Raw genomic sequence first — 17,921 nt, forward strand, 5'->3', positions numbered from 1 at the left:
GGTGCAGATTACGCGCGATGTGCCGCGAGGTGTTCGAGCAGGAGGGCGGAGAGCCGTTCGGCGGCCTGCTCGGGCAACCAGTGCGTCAGGTCTTCGAGCATCTCGAACCGGTAGGGCCCGGTGACGTAGTGCTCGGTGGCCAGTGCCGCAGTGGAACCGACCGCGACATCCTCGGTGCTCCACACGTACATCGTGGGCACCGTGACGGGATCCACCGGTCCGTTCAGGTGCATGGCGCGGTACCAGTTCAGCGCGGCGGTCAGGGCGCCCGGTTCGGCGAGCCGTTCCAGGTACTCGCGCACGTGATCGTGCGGGACGGCGCGCTCGAACAGGGCGGCGAAGGCCTGTGGATTCTCCGCGAAGGCACGCTCGGTCACCCCGGCCTGACGGAAGGTCTGCATATACCGCGAACGGGTCTGCTGGTCCTCGTCGGTGCGCACGGCCTCGCGGAACGGCGCGGGATGCGGGACCGAGACCGCGGTCAGGGTGCGCACCCGGTCCGGGCTTCCGGCCGCGGTCGCCCAGGCGACGTAGGCGCCCCAGTCGTGCCCGACGAGGTCGAACCGGCTCCAGCCGAGCTCATCGGCGACCGCGAGAACATCCGCGCACAGCTGCTCATCGGTGTACTCGGCCACCTCGCTGGGGCGCACGCCAGGGGAGTAGCCGCGCTGGTCGAAGGCGATCGCGCGGTAGCCGTGCGTGCCGAGCTCGGCCAGCTGGTGCGACCACTCCAGCGAGGACTGGGGAAAGCCGTGCAGCAGCAGTACGCCGCGTCCGTCCTCCGGGCCGGCCGCGATCGCGTCGAAGGAGCCGGCGGGCGTGGGAATGCTCAGATGCTCGGTCACGAGAGGCGGTCCTTTCCGGGCATCGCAGGACCGCCTGCGGCTCGAGGAGCGGAGGAAGGGCCGGATCGGGAAAGCAGCGTCACGAGGCCAACGTTAGCGTGACGTGGCGTGCCCTACACTGGCCGCCTGCACGCGGCCGCTCGGTGACAACCCGTAGCGCGCCGACACGTCCTTTCGAGTATGAACGGTGGTCAGCGAGGCATCGTGGATCGATACGGCAACCAGGGAGGTGGCTACCGGCCACCGGGGTACCGGCCGACTCCGCCCCGCGGGCGCGCGGCTCCCGAGGGAGCGCGCGGGCGTGTCACACCCGAGGGGTACCGTCCGCCCGCGCGCACGGAGCGCGATCCGGGTGGCGGGCGCCCGCGCGGCGGCGAGGACTACGGTCGCCGTCCGCCCACGGCGCGCAAGCGCAGGCGCCGGTGGCGGCCGCGCCGGATCATCGGCCTGATCGTGCTGTTGCTCGTGGTGCTGATCGTCGGCTTCGGGGTGTACATCGACACCTCGCTCAACCGGGTTGACGCGATCACCGACTACTCGGGCAAGCCCGCGGCCGGTGAGGGCACCAATTGGCTGATCGTCGGTTCGGACAGCCGTGAGGGTCTCGACGAGGAGCAGGCGGCGAAGCTGCACACCGGGACCTCGCAGGACGCGGGCGGTAAGCGCACCGACACGATGATGTTGCTGCACCTGCCGTCGAACGGCACCAAGCCGACGCTGATCAGCCTGATGCGCGATTCGCTGGTGAACATCCCCGGCCACGGCAGGACGAAGCTCAACGCGGCCTTCGCCTACGGCGGCCCGCAACTGCTCGCGAAGACCGTGGAGCAGAACACCGGAATGCGCCTCGATCACTACATGGAGATCGGGTTCGGCGGCTTCGCCGGGATCGTCGACGATGTCGGCGGGGTGAACATGTGCCTCAAGGAGCCGGCCAAGGACGACATGGCGGGCATCAACCTGAAGGCAGGCTGCCAAGACCTGGACGGCCAGCACGCGCTCGGCTACGTCCGCAGCAGGCACGCCTTCGCGGCGAGTGACTACGCGCGCACCAATCACCAGCGCGAGTTCATCGGGGCGCTGGCCGATCAGATGGCCAGCCCGGCGACCTTCCTCAACCCCTTCCGGCTGTTCCCGCTGCTCGCCGATCTGCCCGGCTCGCTCACCGTGGACGACACCGACCACGTGTGGAACCTGATCGGGCTCGCCTGGGACCTGCGCGGGATCTCCAGCGGCGGGGTGAACACCACGATCGTCCCGGTCTCGGGCAGTTCCGGCGGTTCGGTCGTGTGGAGCAAGTCGAAGGCGAAGCAGATGTTCGAGGCGCTCAACTCGGACCAGGATGTCCCGCAGAGCCTGATCTCCACCGGAGCCGGTGGTTCCTGAGATCTGCCGCTGGCTCAGCGGTCGGCGAGCAGCGCCTCGATCCCGTCCAGGATGCGTTCCAGGCCGAAGGCGAGCAGCCGCTTCGGGTTGCTCGCGGCCTGGTTCTCCTCACCGGCGGCGGTGCCCACCCTGGTGGCCACCGGGAACCGGTCCGCGGGCAGCACCCTGGACAGCAGCGGGCCCGCGGTGGACCACCACTCCATGTCGCTGACCCCGGAGTGCGCCTCGAGCTCGGCCGCGTCCAGGTGCTCGCGCGCCGCGCTGTGCACGTGCCAGCCGATCTGGCCGATCACCAGGTCCATCTCCATATCGCTGAGCCCGATGCCGTCCACCGCACGCAGTTCGTGCTCGTACTTGGCGATCACGTTCGGGCCGAGGCCGCCACGTGGTGAGGCGACGTGCCGCAGCCACGGGTGCCGCTGGTAGAGCGCCCAGTTCTCCTCCGCGACCTGGCGCAGCCGGTCCCGCCAGCCCGCGTCCTCCGGATAGGGGCCGGTGCAGTCCGCGTGCACCGCGTCGACCATGACGTCGAGCAGCTCGGCCTTGCCGGGCACATAGGTGTACAGCGACATGGTGCCGACGCCGAGGTGTTCGGCGACCTTGCGCATCGACAGCAGGCCCAGCCCGTGCGCATCGGCGATCTCGATGCCCGCGGCAAGGACCTTGTCCACCGAAATGTCTTTGCCGCCCTTGCGTTTCCCCTGTTCGGCACCGCGCCAGAGAAGCGCCATGCTGCGCGCCGGGTCCGAGGCGCCTACGAATTCGGGCATCCGACCTAACCCATCTCGTCCTGCGTGTGGCCGCGCGCCAGCGTAGTTCACTCTGTTCAGTACTTTGTACGGTACAGTGTACGGCGTGGTGATTTCAGTCGACGGAATGCGAAAGCGGTACGGATCGAAGACGGCGCTCGACGGGATCCGGCTGGAGGTGGCACCCGGCCGGGTGCACGGCCTGCTGGGGCCGAACGGGGCGGGCAAGACGACGGTGGTACGGATCCTGACCACTCTGACGGCGATGGACGAAGGCAGTGCCCTGGTGGACGGGATCGATGTACGCGCGGACCCGGCGCGGGTGCGGATGCGGATCGGGCTCGTCGGGCAGTACTCGACGGTGGACGAGGAACTGACCGGATGGCAGAACCTCGAGCTTTACGCGCGGCTGCATCATCTGCCCGCGCGGCGGGCCCGGACACGTGCACGGGAACTGCTCGAACGTTTCGGGCTCGGCGAGGCGGCCGGGAGGCGGGTGTGCACCTATTCCGGCGGGATGCGCAGGCGGCTGGACATCGCGGCCAGCATGGTGCGGGCGCCCAGTGTGCTGTTCCTCGACGAACCGACCACCGGGCTCGACCCGCGCGGGCGCGGCCAGGTCTGGGACTCCGTGCGCGAACTGGTTGCCGAGGGCACCACGGTGCTGCTCACCACGCAGTACCTGGACGAGGCCGATCAGCTGGCCGATCGGGTGACGGTGCTGGACCGGGGCCGGGTGATCGCGGAGGCGGCGCCACGGGAACTCAAGTCCCGGCTCGGCGGGGACCGGATCGACGTGATCGTGCGCGAACCCGGGCAGCTCGAACGCGCGGGGGAGCTGTTGACCGGAGCGGTCGGTGGAGCGGTGCACCTCGATCCGGAGACGAACACCGCCAGCATCGGGGTGACCGACCGGCTGGCCGCTCTGGACAACCTGGTGCGGGCGCTGCGTTCGGCCCCGGTGGAGCTCGCCGATATCGAACTGCGTCAGCCGACCCTGGACGAGGCCTTCCTCGCGCTGACCGGGGACGGGGATCGCCGATGACCGCACTGCTCGACGGATACCTGCTGACCAGGCGGGAAGTACAGCGCTGGGTGCACCAGCCCGCCCCGGTGGTGATCGCGTTGCTGTTCCCGGTGCTGCAGGTGCTGATCTTCGGTTACCTGTTCGGCGGCGCGTTCACCGTGCCGAACGGATCCTATCTGGACTACCTCATGCCCGGGGTGTACGCGCTGGCGATGATGTTCGGCCTGGAGTCGACGCTCGGCGCGGTCACCGCGGACCTGAACCGGGGTGTGACCGATCGGTTCCGCGCCATGCCGGTGCGCAGGACGGCGATTCTCACCGCTCGTGCGGCCGCCGACATGCTGAACTCCTGTGCCGGGTTCGCCGTGCTGCTCGGCTGCGGACTGCTCGTCGGGTGGCGGGCCCACGAAGGGATCGGGCCTGCGCTCGCCGCGGTGGCGCTGCTTCTGCTGCTGCGGTTCGCGCTCGTGTGGCTCGGTATCTACCTCGGGCTGCTCGTGCGCCGGACCGAACTGGTCACCGCGGTGCAGATCCTGGTGTGGCCGCTCGGTTTCTGCTCGAGCGTGTTCGTGTCCCCGTCCACCATGCCGCCCTGGCTGGGCGCGATCGCGGAGTGGAACCCGCTCTCGGCGACCGCGGCCGCCGCCCGGGAACTGTTCGGCAACCCCGGCTGGGGTGCGCAGACCTGGGCAGGTCAGCATCCGGTCGTGCTCGCCGGGTGCTGGCCGGTGCTGCTGCTCCTGGTGTTCGTGCCACTCGCGGTACGCCGGTACCGGCGGGGCTGAACCGGCCGCGGCTAGTAGGCGAGCGGCCGGACCCCGCTGACCCCGGAGACGGCGACCAGCTGGTCGACCAGCTCATCGAGCGCGGGCAGCGCGGCGAGTACGGCCTCTCGGTCGTCGATGGCCAGGCGGTCCAGCGCGGAACCGATCCGCTGCTCGTGTGCCTGGCGCCAGCCGCGCAGCTCACGTTCACCCTCCGGGGTGAGTGTGATGCTCGCGGCGCGGCGGTCGCCCTTATCGGTCTGCCGGGAGGCGAGCCCCGCGTCCACGAGCTGCTGCACGAGCCCACTGACCGTGTTGGGCGCGAGCTGGAGCAGTTCGGCGAGATGACCGACGCGTGCCGGGGCGTTGTCCGCGAGCGTCATGAGCAGCTCGACCTGCGCCATGGGACGGGATTCCCACGGGTAATCGCTCCGGATGCTGGTCCGCAGCGCCCTGCGCAGCCGGGTAACGACCTCGGTGAGGCGCCGGGCGTCGACTTCGGCGGGTTCGTTCGGCTCGAATGGCCCCACAAATGGTGTTGTCACGATTACAGAATACGAGCACCCCTCCAAATACATCGGAGATCGAGGTATTCTTGGGAGCGTGAGTGCGCTGCTCGAAGTGTTGCGAACCGAAGCACCTCGGCCGCGCCGCATCGTGGCATTGCGCTCGGCACCCTGGCTCGCGGTCGGCGCGGTCTGCTTCGGGGCGTTTCTCGGGCAGCTCGACGCCTCGATCGTGACGCTGGCTTTCGGCGGGATCCGGGACTCCTTCGGGTCCAGCCTCGCCGCCGTGCAGTGGGTCTCGCTGGCCTATCTGCTGACCCTGGTCGCGCTGCTCGTCCCGGTCGGGCGGCTCGCCGACCGGTTCGGCCGCAAGCAGCTCTACCTCTACGGATTCGCCGTGTTCACCGCGGCCTCGGCGGCCTGCGGGATGGCCCCGAGTCTCGGCTGGCTCATCGTGTTCCGCGTGTTGCAGGCCTGCGGGGCGGCACTGCTGCAGGCCAACAGCGTCGCCCTGGTCTCCACCGCGGTGCCCGCCGAACGCAGGCGCGGTGCCCTCGGCATGCAGGCGGCGGCACAGGCGCTGGGTCTGGCCATCGGTCCGCTGATCGGCGGGGTACTGGTGGACGGGCTCGGCTGGCGCTGGGTGTTCCTGGTGAACCTGCCCGTCGGGGCGCTCGGTCTCGTCGCGGGTTATCTCCTGCTGCCGCGCACCAGGGAACGCTGTGCGCCCGGTCCGGTCGCGATCACCGATCCGGTGCTGCTCGCGCTCGGGGCGGGTCTGGTGCTGTTCGGCCTCTCCTCGGTCTCCGGGCTCGACGTGCCCGCTGCGGTTCCGCCGTGCGCGCTCGCGCTCGGGGTGCTGGCCCTCGCCGGCTTCGTGCTGCGGCAGCGCCGCTCGCGGATTCCGCTCGTACCGCCGTGGTTGTTCTCCACCCGGGTGGTGCGGGCCGGGCTGAGCGGGGCACTGGTCGGCTATCTCGTGCTGTTCGGCCCGCTGGTGCTGGTGCCCGCGTTGCTGCCCGAGGACGCCGGACTCGCGGGCGCGGTGACCACGGCGCTGCCCGCGGGGTTCGCGGTCGCGGCCACCCTCGGTTCCCGGCTGCTGCCCGAGGCCTGGTCGAGCAGGCGGCGCGGGGTCGCGGGCGGTGTGCTGTGCGTGCTGGCGCTGCTTGTGCTCGTGTTCGCGGCGACGCCGGTCTGGCTGCTCGCGGTCGGTCTGTTCGTGCTCGGTATCGGGCTCGGCCTGTTCACCCCGGCGAACAACGCCCTGGTGATGTCCGCGGTCCCGGCCAGTTTCTCCGGACTGACCGGGGGGATGGTGAACATGGCGCGCGGGATCGGCACCGCACTCGGGGTGTGCGTGGTGACGCTGGTGGTCAGCCTCGCCCCGGTTTCGGCGCTCGCGGTCTACGGCTTCGGGGTGCTCGCTTTCGCGGCGGTGCTCGTGGTCCTCGCCGCGGCCAGGACGAACTGACCCGAAACGGACCGCCGTATGGCAGGATTCGCGGTGTGACCAGCAGACCTGCTCAGTCCCTTCGCGACCTGACCTTGCTGCGCCGGGTTCGGGACCGGATGGACCGCGAGTACGCGCAGCCACTGGATGTGGAGGCGCTCGCCAGGGGTGTGCACATGTCGGCGGGGCATCTCAGTCGCGCGTTCCGCCGCGCCTACGGGGAGTCGCCCTACTCCTATCTGATGACTCGGCGCATCGAACGCGCCATGGCGCTGTTGCGCCGGGGCGATCTCAGCGTCACCGAGGTCTGCTTCGCGGTCGGCTGCTCCTCGCTCGGCACCTTCAGCAGCCGCTTCACCGAACTGGTCGGCATGTCACCGAGTACCTACCGGAACGAGGCGGGTTCCGCGACGGAAGGAATGCCCTCGTGCGTGGCGAAACAGGTCACCAGACCGATCAGGAATCGAGAAGCGCCCTCCGGTGCGCCGCAACTAGCGTGACCGGCATGGACATCAGCATCCACTCGAGTTTCCTCCCGCACACCGATCCGGAGGCCTCGCTGGCCTTCTACTGCGACACCCTCGGCTTCGAGGTCCGCATGGACGTGGAGTACGGCGGTATGCACTGGATCACGCTCGGTCCCGCGGGCCAGCCGGACACTTCCATCGTGCTGTACCCGCCCGCTGCGAGCCCCGGGGTCACCGAGGAGGAACAGCACACCATCGCGGAGATGATGGCCAAGGGCACCTACGGAATGGTGCTGCTGGCCACCCCGGACCTGGACACCACGTTCGAACGGGTCCAGGCCGGCGGCGCCGAGATCGTCCAGGAACCGGCCCAGCAGCCGTACGGGGTTCGCGACTGCGGGGTCCGTGACCCCGCCGGCAACATGATCCGTATCCAGGAGCGGCCATGAGCACAGCCACCCGAACAGCGAAGCGCTCGTCCGCCGGGCACGTGGCGGACAGCCATGACCTGATCCGGGTGCACGGTGCGCGGGAGAACAATCTCGCCGATATCAGCGTCGCACTCCCGAAACGGCGGCTGACGGTGTTCACCGGGGTCTCCGGTTCGGGCAAGAGCTCACTGGTCTTCGGCACGATCGCCGCGGAATCGCAGCGGATGATCAACGAGACCTACAGTGCCTTTTTGCAGGGGTTCATGCCCACGCTCGCCCGCCCGGAAGTCGACCTGCTCGACGGGCTGACCACCGCGATCATCGTGGACCAGGAGCGGATGGGCACCGATGCCCGATCCACGGTCGGCACCGCCACCGACGCCAACGCCATGCTGCGGGTGCTGTTCAGCAGGATCGGGGAACCGCAGATCGGGTCCCCCAAGGCGTTCTCCTTCAACATCGCCTCGCTCAGTGGGGCGGGGGCGGTCAGCTTCGAACGCGGTGGCCGGACTGTGAAGGAGCGCCGCAGCTTCAGCGTCACCGGTGGCCAGTGCCCGCGCTGCGAGGGCATGGGCCGGGTCTCCGATTTCGACCTCACCCAGCTCTACGACGACAGCAAATCACTGAGCGAGGGCGCGCTGCTCGTGCCCAATCACACCGGAGACAGCTGGTACGGCCGCATCTACCGGGGTTCGGGTTACCTCGACCCGGACAAGCCGATCCGTCAGTACACGAAGCGCGAGCTGAACGATCTGCTCTACAAGGAGCAGACCAGGATCAAGGTCGAGGGCGTCAACGTCTGGTACATGGGCCTGATCCCGCGGATCCAGCAATCGATGCTCGCCAAGGACCGCGAGTCGATGCAGCCGCACATCCGGGCGTTCGTGGACCGGGCGATCACCTTCGACACCTGCCCGGAATGCGAGGGAACCCGGCTCAGCGAGCTCGCCCGGTCCGCCAGGATCGCGGGCCTGAACATCGCCGAGGCCTGCGCGATGCAGATCAGCGATCTCGCCGAGTGGGTGCGTTCGCTGGACGAGCCCTCGGTCGGCCCGCTGCTCGTGGCACTGGGGGAGACGCTCGACTCCTTCGTGGAGATCGGACTCGGCTACCTCAGCCTCGACCGCCCGGCGGGCACACTGTCCGGCGGCGAGGCACAGCGCGCCAAGATGATCCGGCACCTGGGTTCCGCGCTCACCGATGTCACCTACGTGTTCGACGAGCCGACGATCGGGTTGCACCCGCACGACATCCAGCGTATGAACGAACTGCTGCTCCGGTTGCGGGACAAGGGAAACACCGTCCTCGTCGTGGAACACAAGCCGGAGACCATCGCGATCGCCGATCACGTCGTGGACCTCGGCCCGGGCGCGGGTACCGCGGGTGGCACCGTCTGTTTCGAGGGCGGGGTCGCGGACCTGCGGGGCAGTGACACCGTCACCGGACGCCACCTCGACGACCGGGCCGCACTCAAGGAAACGGTCCGCTTGCCCACGGGAACGCTGGAGATTCGCGGCGCGAGCGAACACAACCTGCAGTCCGTGGACGTCGACATCCCGCTCGGCGTGCTCGCGGTGGTGACCGGGGTGGCCGGCTCGGGCAAGAGCTCGCTGATCCACGGATCGGTCTCCGGGCGGGACGGGGTCGTCGCGGTCGACCAGGCGCCGATCAAGGGCTCCCGGCGCAGCAACCCGGCCACCTACAGCGGGGTGCTCGACCCGATCCGCAAGGCGTTCGCCAAGGCCAACGGCGTGAAACCGGCCCTGTTCAGCGCGAACTCCGAGGGTGCCTGCCCGGGCTGCAAGGGAGCCGGTGTCGTCTACACCGATCTGGGCATGATGGCCGGGGTCGCCACCACCTGCGAGGAGTGCGAGGGCAAGCGGTTCGATGCCTCGGTGCTCGAACACCACCTCGGCGGGTGCGACATCAGCGAGGTGCTCGCGATGTCGGTGGCCCAGGCCGCCGAGTTCTTCGGTGCGGGCGAGGCGCGCACCCCGGCCGCGGGCGCCATCCTCGAGCGACTCACCGATGTCGGGCTCGGCTACCTGCGGCTCGGTCAGCCGCTGACCACGCTGTCCGGCGGCGAGCGGCAACGGCTCAAACTGGCCACGCATCTGGGCGGTAAAGGCGGGATCTATGTTCTCGACGAGGTCACCACCGGACTGCACCTCGCCGATGTGGAACAGTTGCTCGCACTGCTCGACCGGCTCGTCGACGCCGGGAAATCGGTCATCGTGATCGAACACCACCAGGCCGTCATGGCCCACGCCGACTGGATCATCGACCTCGGTCCGGGTGCGGGACACGACGGCGGACGGATCGTCTTCGAGGGAACCCCGCGGGATCTCGTGGCCGGCCGGTCCACCCGTACCGGCGAGCACCTCGCGGAGTACGTCGGCGGCTGAGCCCGGCGCCCTCAGCCGAGGCCGGCCGCCAGCTGCGGGGCGGAGAGGGCTTGGCCGATCGCCGTGCCACAGGCCACATTCACGCCGATCTCGCGCATCGCCTCGAGCTGTTCGGTGGTGTCGACCCCGCTGGCCGCGACGGTGCGGCCGACACCGTGCGCCATGGTCACGAAAGCTTCCACCCCGGCCCGCACGGATGGGGTGGTGACGCGCGCGGCGACCTCGGGAATCAGCCGCAGGGTGCGCACCGGAACGTTTTCCAGGTCGAACAGGCTCGGACCGCCACCGCAGCCGTCGGCGTTGACCCGCACACCGAGATCGGTGAGTACCTCGACCGATTCGACGGCATCGGATTCGGGATCGATGAGTTCGTGCATGGGCACCAGCATGCCGAGCGCCTCGCCGGAGAGTTTGTTGGCGCGCAAGGCTTCCCGCACGATGCCGACCAGATCCTGATCGCGGGCGGTGCGCGAGGCGATCGGGATGGAGATGAGCGGGACCGGTGTCTCGAACTCGTTCTGCCAGCGTGCGATGTTCCCGCAGACCTCGTTGATCACCCATCGGTCGAGCTCGACCACCATGCCGGTCTCCTCGGCAAGGGGCATGAAGTCCTCACCGCGCAGGTATCCGGTGTCGCGCCGCCACCACCGCAGCGAGGCGATGTAGGCCTGCACCTCGTTGCTCGCCAGCCGCTTCGCGGGTTCGAACAACAGCGAGAACTCGCCGGATTCGAGCGCGCCGGGCAGGATCGCGCCGAGGTGGTACCGCCTGCGATCGATCGCGTCCTGCTCGGCGTCGTAGAACATCCACTGCGCCTTGCCCTTGGCCTTCGCCCGGTGCAGCGTGATCTCGGCGGCGCGGATCAGTTCATCGGGTCCGATGGTGGTGGCCTCGTGGATCACGATGCCCGTCGAGAGGGAGAGCGCGACGCCGTCCTGCTTCTTGTCCACGAAGTACGGCTCGCCGACGAGCGACTGCAGATCCTGGACCTGATCGATGAGCCACTTGCTGGAGTAGGGATTGCGGACGAGCGCGGCGAAACCGTCACCGGCTACCCGCGCGACCGTGTTGCGGGTGCCGCCGAACTTGGATCGCAGCGCGGTGGCCAGCGACAGCAGCATCTTGTCGCCGACCTCTCCGCCGAGTCCGTCGTTGATGACCTTGAACCCGTCGATGTCGAAGAAGCACAGCGCGACCTGCTCGCCCTGTTCGGCGTCCTCGAGCAGGTCGTTCATCCTGGTGCGCAACCGGTCGTTGTTCGGCAGACCGGTCAGCCGGTCGTGTTCGACGGTGCGGTTGTGTTCCGCGCGCAGCAGCTGCAGATCTGTCACGTTCTCCACGGTCCCGATCGCGTAGCGCTCGCCGCTCTCCGATTCGGGCATCATCGTCATGGTCACGTGCGTCCACACCGGTTCGCCCTGGCCGTTCATCACCTGGAACTCGTCGGCGAAGGATTCGCGCTTGCCCGTGACGAGTTCCTGGTAGAAGTCGGTGAGCCGCTTCTTGTCCGTGGGGTGGGTGAACTCGAGCACCGCGTGGCCGACGAGTTCTTCCGCGCTGCGCCCGAAGATCTGGCAGATGGTCGGGTTGACCTCGACGAACCGGCCCTCCACGTCGCCGAGCGCCATGCCGATCCCGGTCCTGGTGAACACCGCGCGGAACCGTGCCTCGGAACGGCGGCGGGAGCGTTCCGCCGCCTCGTTGGCCAGCAGCGCCGAGCGTTTGATCGACTCCTGCTCATCGAGCAGCCGTTCCCGGACCGCGTGTACATAGCCGGCGGCGAACCCACCGGTGATCGTGCGCAGCCGGGACTGATTGTCCTCCCCGTCCGGGACACCCGCGAGTGACAGGACGTCGGCCTGGAGGGCGGCGAGCACGGTCGGTAACGCGGTCGGACCGTTGAGGTTCACCGTGAGGACTTCGGCACCCATCCGGTAGCCGAGCTCGTGGTCGGCGGGCTTGTCGTCGCCGGGTTCCCGGAGTGCGGCCACCAGCCGGGTGAACTGCGCGGTGAGCAGGGAGCGCAGCGTCGCGGGAGGTACGGCGAGGTTACTGTCCACCGCGGCGAGGCTGGCGATCGAGGAGGCGAATGACTCGATCACTTCGCTGGTGGGACCGTCGTCGTGGCCGGCGGGCGCTTCACCGTGCAACGAAAATCCTTCTCGCTCAAATATGTTCGGTAGGGGCCGTCTTACCCAGAGGAATGAAACACACGGTCGGGTCAAGGCCCGTTGATTCTAGGACCTACCGGGCGTGGCGCCTAATCCGGCGAACCCCGAAGGACGATGTTGGTCCGTTCGAGTGAAGACGATCTTCTGAGTGGTTACCCGCTGGCACCAAGAGTGCGCATTCCCGTGGAGGTTGGCGCGCCCTGGGGGACCATGCCAGGCTGGAGTCATGGCCGACAACGACATCGCCGGAGAGCTCGGCGATTGGGCAGCACTCGCCGCGAACGCGGCCGGGACCCCGGAACGGGTGGACCCGGAACCGAGCGCGCGCTGCCTCGGCGGGCCGCTGGACGGACGGAGCCAGCAGCTGCACCAGCCGGAGGAGGGCCAGGTGCTCACGCACGTGTATCTGCACGGCGGGCCCAAGATCGAATCGCGCTATGTGCTCGGCCGGGATGATACCGGCGACTGGGCGTACTTCCTGATGGACTGAACCGCTCCGGAGTGGGGAACGCGCTGCGGTGACTATGCGCCATACCGACTAGTCAGTATGCTCCGGTCATGGACTTCGGTTATGACGACAAGACGGAGGCGCTGCGGGAAAAGCTGAGCGGCTTTCTCGTCGAGCACGTCTACCCGGCCGAGCCCGCCTTCGCGGAGCAGGTCGCCACGGCAGCGGATCGGTGGGCGCGGCCGCCGGTCATCGAGGACCTCAAGTCCGCGGCCCGGGAACGCGGGCTGTGGAACCTCTTCCTTCCGCACGACGAACGCGGGGCCGGGCTGACCAATCTCCAGTACGCGCCGCTGGCGGAGCTGACCGGGCGCAGCCCGCACCTGGCCCCCGAGGCGCTCAACTGCGCCGCCCCGGACACCGGGAACATGGAGGTACTCGCTCAGTTCGGCAGCCCGGAACAGCAGCGCCGCTGGCTCGAACCGTTGCTCGACGGGCGGATCCGCTCGGCGTTCTGCATGACCGAGCCGGATGTGGCCTCCTCGGACGCCACGAACATCGGCACCCGGATCGCACGCGACGGCGATGAGTACGTGATCAACGGGCGTAAGTGGTGGTCCTCCGGCGCGATGAACCCGGACTGCGCCCTCTTCATCGTGATGGGCAAGACCGATCCCGGCGCGGAGCGGCACCGCCAGCAGTCGATGGTGCTGGTGCCGCGGGACACTCCCGGTGTGCGCGTGGAACGCGGCATGCGGGTGTTCGGCTATGACGACGGCCCGCATGGTGGGCATGCCGAGATCGTGTTCGAGAACGTGCGCGTCCCCGCGGAGAACATCATCGCGGGGGAGGGTGAGGGCTTCGCGATCGCGCAGGCCAGGCTGGGGCCCGGGCGGATCCACCACTGCATGCGGCTGATCGGGATGGCCGAACGGGCGATCGAGCTGACCTGCAAGCGGGTGCTCGGGCGCGAGGCGTTCGGCAAACCGCTCGCGGCGCAGGGGGTGATCACCGACTGGATCGCCGAGGCTCGGGTGCGGGTCGAGCAACTGCGCCTGCTCGTGCTCAAGACCGCGTGGCTGATGGACACGGTGGGCAATCGGGGCGCGCACACCGAGATCCAGGCGATCAAGATCGCCACCCCCGCCGGGGTGGAGTGGATCCTGGACAAGGCCATCCAGGCGCACGGGGCCTGCGGGATATCCCAGGACACCCCGCTGGCCTTCCTCTGGGCGCAGGCACGGACCCTGCGCTTCGCCGACGGCCCGGACGAGGTGCACAAACGATCCCTCGCCCGGCGGGAACTCAAGCAGTACAGCTGAACAACGGTATGGAGTAAGGAGAACACATGGCAGAGCAGCGGGTAGCGATCGTCACCGGAGCGGCGCGGGGGATCGGCGCGGGGACCGCGAAACGGCTGGCCGCCGACGGGATGGCCGTCGGGGTGCTCGACATCGCCGAGGCCAACTGCGCGGACACGGTCGCCGCGATCACCGGTGCGGGCGGCAAGGCCGTCGCGCTCGGCGCGGACGTGTCCAAGGACGATCAGGTGCAGGCCGCGGTCGCGAAGGTGGCCGAGGAGCTGGGGGCGCCGACCGTACTGGTCAACAACGCCGGGGTGATCCGGGACAACCTGTTGTTCAAGATGACCGAGGACGACTGGGACACGGTGCTCGGCGTGCACCTGCGCGGGGCCTTCCTGATGTCCAAGCACGTCCAGCAGCACATGGTGGAGGCCGAGTACGGCCGGATCGTGAACCTGTCCTCCTCCTCGGCGCTCGGCAATCGTGGCCAGGCGAACTACTCCGCGGCCAAGGCGGGCATGCAGGGGCTGACCAAGACGCTGGCCAAGGAGCTCGGCAGGTTCGGGGTCACCGCGAACTCGGTCGCACCCGGTTTCATCGAGACAGATATGACCGCGGCGACCGCGGAACGGGTCGGGGTCGGCTTCGAGGACTTCAAGAAGGCCTCGGCGGAGCAGATCCCGGTGCGCAGGGTCGGCCAGCCCGAGGACATCGCGCACACCGTGTCCTTTCTCGTCAGCGAGGGCGCGGGTTTCGTGTCCGGCCAGGTGATCTATGTGGCCGGTGGCCCCCTCTGCTGAACGCGGCGCGGACTTATTAGGGTGACGGGCGCGGGCGGCAGTTCACGCCCGTTACACCCCGCGTAGGTTTCGCTGGAACCGTCGCGGCACTCGTATCCGGGGAGGACTTCGCGGTGACCAATCAGGGCCAACAAGTCGGGACGGGCCAGGAAGCGGGCGGCCCGGTTGCCACACCGGCGGCCGACGCGCAGCTGCTCGAGCGCACGGTACTCGAGGTCAAGCGGGTCATCGTCGGGCAGGACCGGCTGGTGGAGCGGATGCTCGTGGGTCTGCTCGCCAGGGGGCACCTGCTGCTCGAAGGCGTTCCCGGTGTCGCGAAGACCCTCGCGGTGGAAACCTTCGCCCGGGTGGTCGGCGGGTCCTTCGCACGCGTGCAGTTCACGCCCGACCTGGTGCCCGCGGACATCCTCGGTACCCGGATCTACCGGCAGGGCAGCGAGCGCTTCGACGTGGAGCTCGGCCCGGTGATGGCCAACTTCGTGCTCGCCGACGAGATCAACCGCGCCCCGGCGAAAGTGCAATCGGCGATGCTCGAGGTGATGGCCGAGCGGCACGTGTCCATCGGCGGCGAGACCTTCAAGACCCCGGATCCCTTCTTGGTGCTCGCCACCCAGAACCCGATCGAGAACGAGGGCGTCTACCCGCTGCCCGAGGCGCAGCGTGACCGGTTCCTGTTCAAGATCGTCGTGGAGTACCCGACGGTCGAGGAGGAGCGGGAGATCGTGTACCGGATGGGCGTCACCCCGCCCAGCCCGCAGCAGGTGCTCTCCCCGCAGCAGCTGACCCGCCTCCAGGAGGTGGCGAGCAACGTCTTCGTGCACCACGCGCTCGTCGACTACGTAGTGCGCCTGGTCGCGTCCAGCAGGGCGCCGGGCGAGCACGGGCTGGCCGATGTGGCGCAGTGGATCGCCTACGGAGCCTCGCCGCGTGCGAGCCTCGGCATCATCGCCAGCGCCCGCGCGCTCGCGCTGGTCCGCGGGCGGGACTACGTGCTTCCCCAGGATGTGGTCGACGTGGTCCCGGATGTGCTCCGGCACCGCATCGTGCTCTCCTACGACGCGCTCGCCGATGGGGTTCCGCTCGACCACCTGATCACCCGCATCCTGCAGACCGTGCCGCTGCCGCAGGTCGCCGCGCGCCCGCAGGCTCCGCAGGCCCAGCCGCAGCAGCCACAGCAGGCGATGATGCCCCAGACGCAGCAGGCTCCGGGCAGGTCCTGAGCTTGGTGGCGGAGCAGGCGCGGCAGCGAAGGGCGGCTCCCTGGGCGCCACCGGTGCTCAGCGGGGACCGGCTGGAGGCGGGGCTGCGCAACCTGGAGATCGACGTCCGGCGCCGGCTCGACGGTTTGCTGCAGGGCAACCATCTCGGCCTGGTTCCCGGGCCGGGAAGCGAGGCGGGGGAGGCACGGCCCTATCAGCCCGGTGACGATGTGCGCCGGATGGACTGGGCGGTCACCGCGCGGATGACCCAGCCGCACATCCGGGAGACGATCGCCGACCGGGAGCTGGAGACCTGGGTCGGCATGGATCTCTCGCCGAGTCTGGACTTCGGCACCGCGGTGTGCGCCAAGCGGGACCTGGCGATCTGCGCGCTCGCCGCGGTCACCCACCTCACCAGGGGCGGCGGCAACCGGATCGGCGCGGTCGTCGCGACGGGCCAGCGCACCGACCGGTACCCGGCCCGCGGCGGGCTGGCGCACGCCCGCGGGCTGCTGCGCAAGGTCGCCGAGACCCCGTTGGCCCCGGAAGGCACCCGCGGTGATCTCGCGGAGGTGCTCGAGGCACTGCGCAGGCCACCGAGGCGGCGGGGCCTGGTCGTGGTCGTTTCCGATTTCCTCGGCGAGGTGAACTGGCTGCGCGCGCTGCGCGGGCTGAGCAACCGGCACGAACTGCTCGCCGTCGAAATTCTTGATCCCCGGGACGTGGAGCTGCCCGATGTCGGCAGCGTAGTACTCGCCGATCCGGAGAGCGGCCGGCAACGGGAGGTGCACACCACCCCCTTGTTGCGCAAGGAGTTCGCCGCCGCGGCGGCCGCGCACCGGACCGAGGTCGCCTCGGCATTGCGCACGGTGGGCGCCGGGCACCTGGTGCTGCGTACCGATTCGGACTGGATCGCCGACATGGTCCGGTTCGTGATGGCCCGCAAGCGAAGGTGGAGCGGAGCCTGATGAGTCTTTCCGGATTCGCCGACCCGTGGTGGTTCCTGCTGCTGCTGGCGGTGGCCGCGCTGGTGTTCGGCTACGTGCTGGTGCAGCGGCGCAGGCGCAGGAACGTCATGCGGTTCACCAATCTGGCGATGCTGGACAAGGTCGCCCCGAAACGCCAGAACTGGTGGCGGCACGGTCCCGCGGCGGTGCTCGGTGTCGCCCTGCTGGTCCTCACGGTGGCGTTGGCCGGGCCGACCGCCGAGCAGAAGGTGCCGCGGAACCGGGCCATCGTGATGCTGGTGGTCGACACCTCGCAGTCGATGAAGGCCACGGATGTGCGGCCGACCCGGATCGGGGCGGCGAAAGTCGCGGCGAAGTCCTTCGTCACCGACCTCACCCCGGGGATCAACCTCGGGCTGATCTCGTTCGCCGGTTCCGCGGTGACCCTGGTGTCCCCGACGACCGACCGGGGCCCGGTGGTCAGCTCGATCGATTCGCTGAAGCTGGCCGATTCCACGGCCACCGGTGAGGCGATCTTCTCCGCGCTGCACACCATCAAGAGCTTCGGCGAGGTGGTCGCCGGGCCGAACGGGCCGCCGCCGGCCCGGATCGTGCTCATGTCGGACGGCAAGCAGACGGTGCCGACCTGGAATCCGGACGATCCGCGGGGCGGATACACCGCTGCGCGCGCGGCCAAGAAGCAGGGCGTTCCGGTGTCCACGATCTCCTTCGGCACCGTGGGAGCCTCGGTGGACGTGGACGGCACCCCGGTTCCGGTGGACGTGGACGACGAGTCACTGCACGAGATCGCCAACCTCTCCGCGGGCAACTTCTTCAAGGCCGCGAGCGCCGATGAGCTGAAGAAGGTCTACGACACGATCGGCGAGCAGATCGGCTATGAGAAGCGGGTCGCCGATGCGAGCAGGCCCTGGCTGATCTTCGGCACGGCGCTTGCGATCATCGCCGCCGCGGGCGCGATCGGGCTGAACCAACGCGTACCGTGATTGTTGTGCAGTTCC

Annotated in this window: 17 protein-coding genes; 13 read left to right on the top strand and 4 right to left on the bottom strand. The window is 69.1% G+C overall.

Annotated elements, in window-relative coordinates:
• Positions 1-8: 8 nt before the first annotated feature.
• A complete protein-coding gene (locus A37U_RS0116460; RefSeq protein WP_020497751.1) occupies positions 9-845 on the bottom strand; it encodes an alpha/beta fold hydrolase in 837 nt (278 codons plus the stop codon).
• A 180-nt stretch (positions 846-1,025) separates the two neighbouring features.
• On the opposite strand from A37U_RS0116460, the gene A37U_RS0116465 reads away from it, so the two are divergent.
• On the top strand, positions 1,026-2,231 hold the full coding sequence (locus A37U_RS0116465) for an LCP family protein (protein WP_020497752.1): 1,206 nt from the start codon (positions 1,026-1,028) through the stop codon (positions 2,229-2,231).
• 14 nt (positions 2,232-2,245) lie between these two features.
• Here the strand turns inward: A37U_RS0116465 and A37U_RS0116470 are convergent, their stop codons facing one another.
• Positions 2,246-3,001 (bottom strand): TetR/AcrR family transcriptional regulator, encoded by a 756-nt coding sequence (locus tag A37U_RS0116470; RefSeq protein WP_020497753.1) that lies wholly within the window; start codon positions 2,999-3,001, stop codon positions 2,246-2,248.
• A gap of 76 nt (positions 3,002-3,077) precedes the next feature.
• Here A37U_RS0116470 and A37U_RS0116475 point away from each other — a divergent pair, with 76 nt between their 5' ends.
• Both A37U_RS0116475 and A37U_RS0116480 read left to right on the top strand, forming a co-directional pair.
• Positions 3,078-4,025, top strand: a complete 948-nt coding sequence (locus A37U_RS0116475; RefSeq protein ID WP_020497754.1) for an ATP-binding cassette domain-containing protein — start codon at positions 3,078-3,080, stop codon at positions 4,023-4,025.
• Entirely contained in the window at positions 4,022-4,792 is a 771-nt protein-coding gene (locus tag A37U_RS0116480; RefSeq protein ID WP_020497755.1) for an ABC transporter permease, read from the top strand. Before A37U_RS0116475 ends, A37U_RS0116480 begins: the two co-directional genes overlap by 4 nt.
• An 11-nt stretch (positions 4,793-4,803) precedes the next feature.
• Here A37U_RS0116480 and A37U_RS0116485 read toward each other — a convergent pair whose 3' ends face one another.
• The gene (locus A37U_RS0116485) at positions 4,804-5,316 is read right to left on the bottom strand and encodes a MarR family winged helix-turn-helix transcriptional regulator (protein ID WP_169526885.1); all 513 of its coding nucleotides are present in this window, start codon (positions 5,314-5,316) and stop codon (positions 4,804-4,806) included.
• A gap of 58 nt (positions 5,317-5,374) precedes the next feature.
• Here A37U_RS0116485 and A37U_RS0116490 point away from each other — a divergent pair, with 58 nt between their 5' ends.
• The 4 genes from A37U_RS0116490 to A37U_RS0116505 are packed head-to-tail and all read left to right on the top strand — an operon-like array spanning position 5,375 to position 10,033.
• A complete protein-coding gene (locus A37U_RS0116490) occupies positions 5,375-6,751 on the top strand; it encodes an MFS transporter (RefSeq protein WP_020497757.1) in 1,377 nt (458 codons plus the stop codon).
• 35 nt (positions 6,752-6,786) lie between these two features.
• Complete coding sequence (locus A37U_RS0116495; RefSeq protein WP_026197281.1) at positions 6,787-7,230, top strand: helix-turn-helix transcriptional regulator; 444 nt, start codon at positions 6,787-6,789, stop codon at positions 7,228-7,230.
• A 5-nt stretch (positions 7,231-7,235) separates the two neighbouring features.
• On the top strand, positions 7,236-7,646 hold the full coding sequence (locus tag A37U_RS0116500; protein ID WP_026197282.1) for a VOC family protein: 411 nt from the start codon (positions 7,236-7,238) through the stop codon (positions 7,644-7,646).
• The gene (locus A37U_RS0116505) at positions 7,643-10,033 is read left to right on the top strand and encodes an ATP-binding cassette domain-containing protein (protein ID WP_020497760.1); all 2,391 of its coding nucleotides are present in this window, start codon (positions 7,643-7,645) and stop codon (positions 10,031-10,033) included. The genes A37U_RS0116500 and A37U_RS0116505 overlap by 4 nt, the downstream gene beginning before the upstream one ends.
• A gap of 11 nt (positions 10,034-10,044) precedes the next feature.
• Here the strand turns inward: A37U_RS0116505 and A37U_RS0116510 are convergent, their stop codons facing one another.
• Positions 10,045-12,183, bottom strand: a complete 2,139-nt coding sequence (locus A37U_RS0116510) for an EAL domain-containing protein (protein WP_020497761.1) — start codon at positions 12,181-12,183, stop codon at positions 10,045-10,047.
• 247 nt (positions 12,184-12,430) lie between these two features.
• Here A37U_RS0116510 and A37U_RS0116515 point away from each other — a divergent pair, with 247 nt between their 5' ends.
• From A37U_RS0116515 to A37U_RS0116540, 6 genes are all read left to right on the top strand, one after another.
• Positions 12,431-12,694, top strand: a complete 264-nt coding sequence (locus A37U_RS0116515) for a hypothetical protein (protein ID WP_020497762.1) — start codon at positions 12,431-12,433, stop codon at positions 12,692-12,694.
• A 68-nt stretch (positions 12,695-12,762) separates the two neighbouring features.
• Entirely contained in the window at positions 12,763-13,974 is a 1,212-nt protein-coding gene (locus tag A37U_RS0116520; protein WP_020497763.1) for an acyl-CoA dehydrogenase family protein, read from the top strand.
• Positions 13,975-14,000: 26 nt separating this feature from the next.
• Positions 14,001-14,756 carry a 3-oxoacyl-ACP reductase FabG gene (gene fabG / locus A37U_RS0116525; RefSeq protein WP_020497764.1) on the top strand — a complete coding sequence of 252 codons (756 nt, stop codon included), beginning with the start codon at positions 14,001-14,003 and terminating at the stop codon, positions 14,754-14,756.
• 113 nt (positions 14,757-14,869) lie between these two features.
• Positions 14,870-15,976 carry an AAA family ATPase gene (locus tag A37U_RS0116530; RefSeq protein WP_020497765.1) on the top strand — a complete coding sequence of 369 codons (1,107 nt, stop codon included), beginning with the start codon at positions 14,870-14,872 and terminating at the stop codon, positions 15,974-15,976.
• Between the two features lie 5 nt (positions 15,977-15,981).
• On the top strand, positions 15,982-16,923 hold the full coding sequence (locus A37U_RS0116535; RefSeq protein ID WP_026197284.1) for a DUF58 domain-containing protein: 942 nt from the start codon (positions 15,982-15,984) through the stop codon (positions 16,921-16,923).
• Complete coding sequence (locus tag A37U_RS0116540; protein ID WP_020497767.1) at positions 16,923-17,906, top strand: VWA domain-containing protein; 984 nt, start codon at positions 16,923-16,925, stop codon at positions 17,904-17,906. Before A37U_RS0116535 ends, A37U_RS0116540 begins: the two co-directional genes overlap by 1 nt.
• The last annotated feature ends 15 nt before the right edge of the window (positions 17,907-17,921 follow it).

The sequence above is a fragment of the Sciscionella marina DSM 45152 genome, assembly GCF_000379465.1.
GTDB classification, from domain to species: Bacteria; Actinomycetota; Actinomycetes; order Mycobacteriales; family Pseudonocardiaceae; genus Sciscionella; species Sciscionella marina.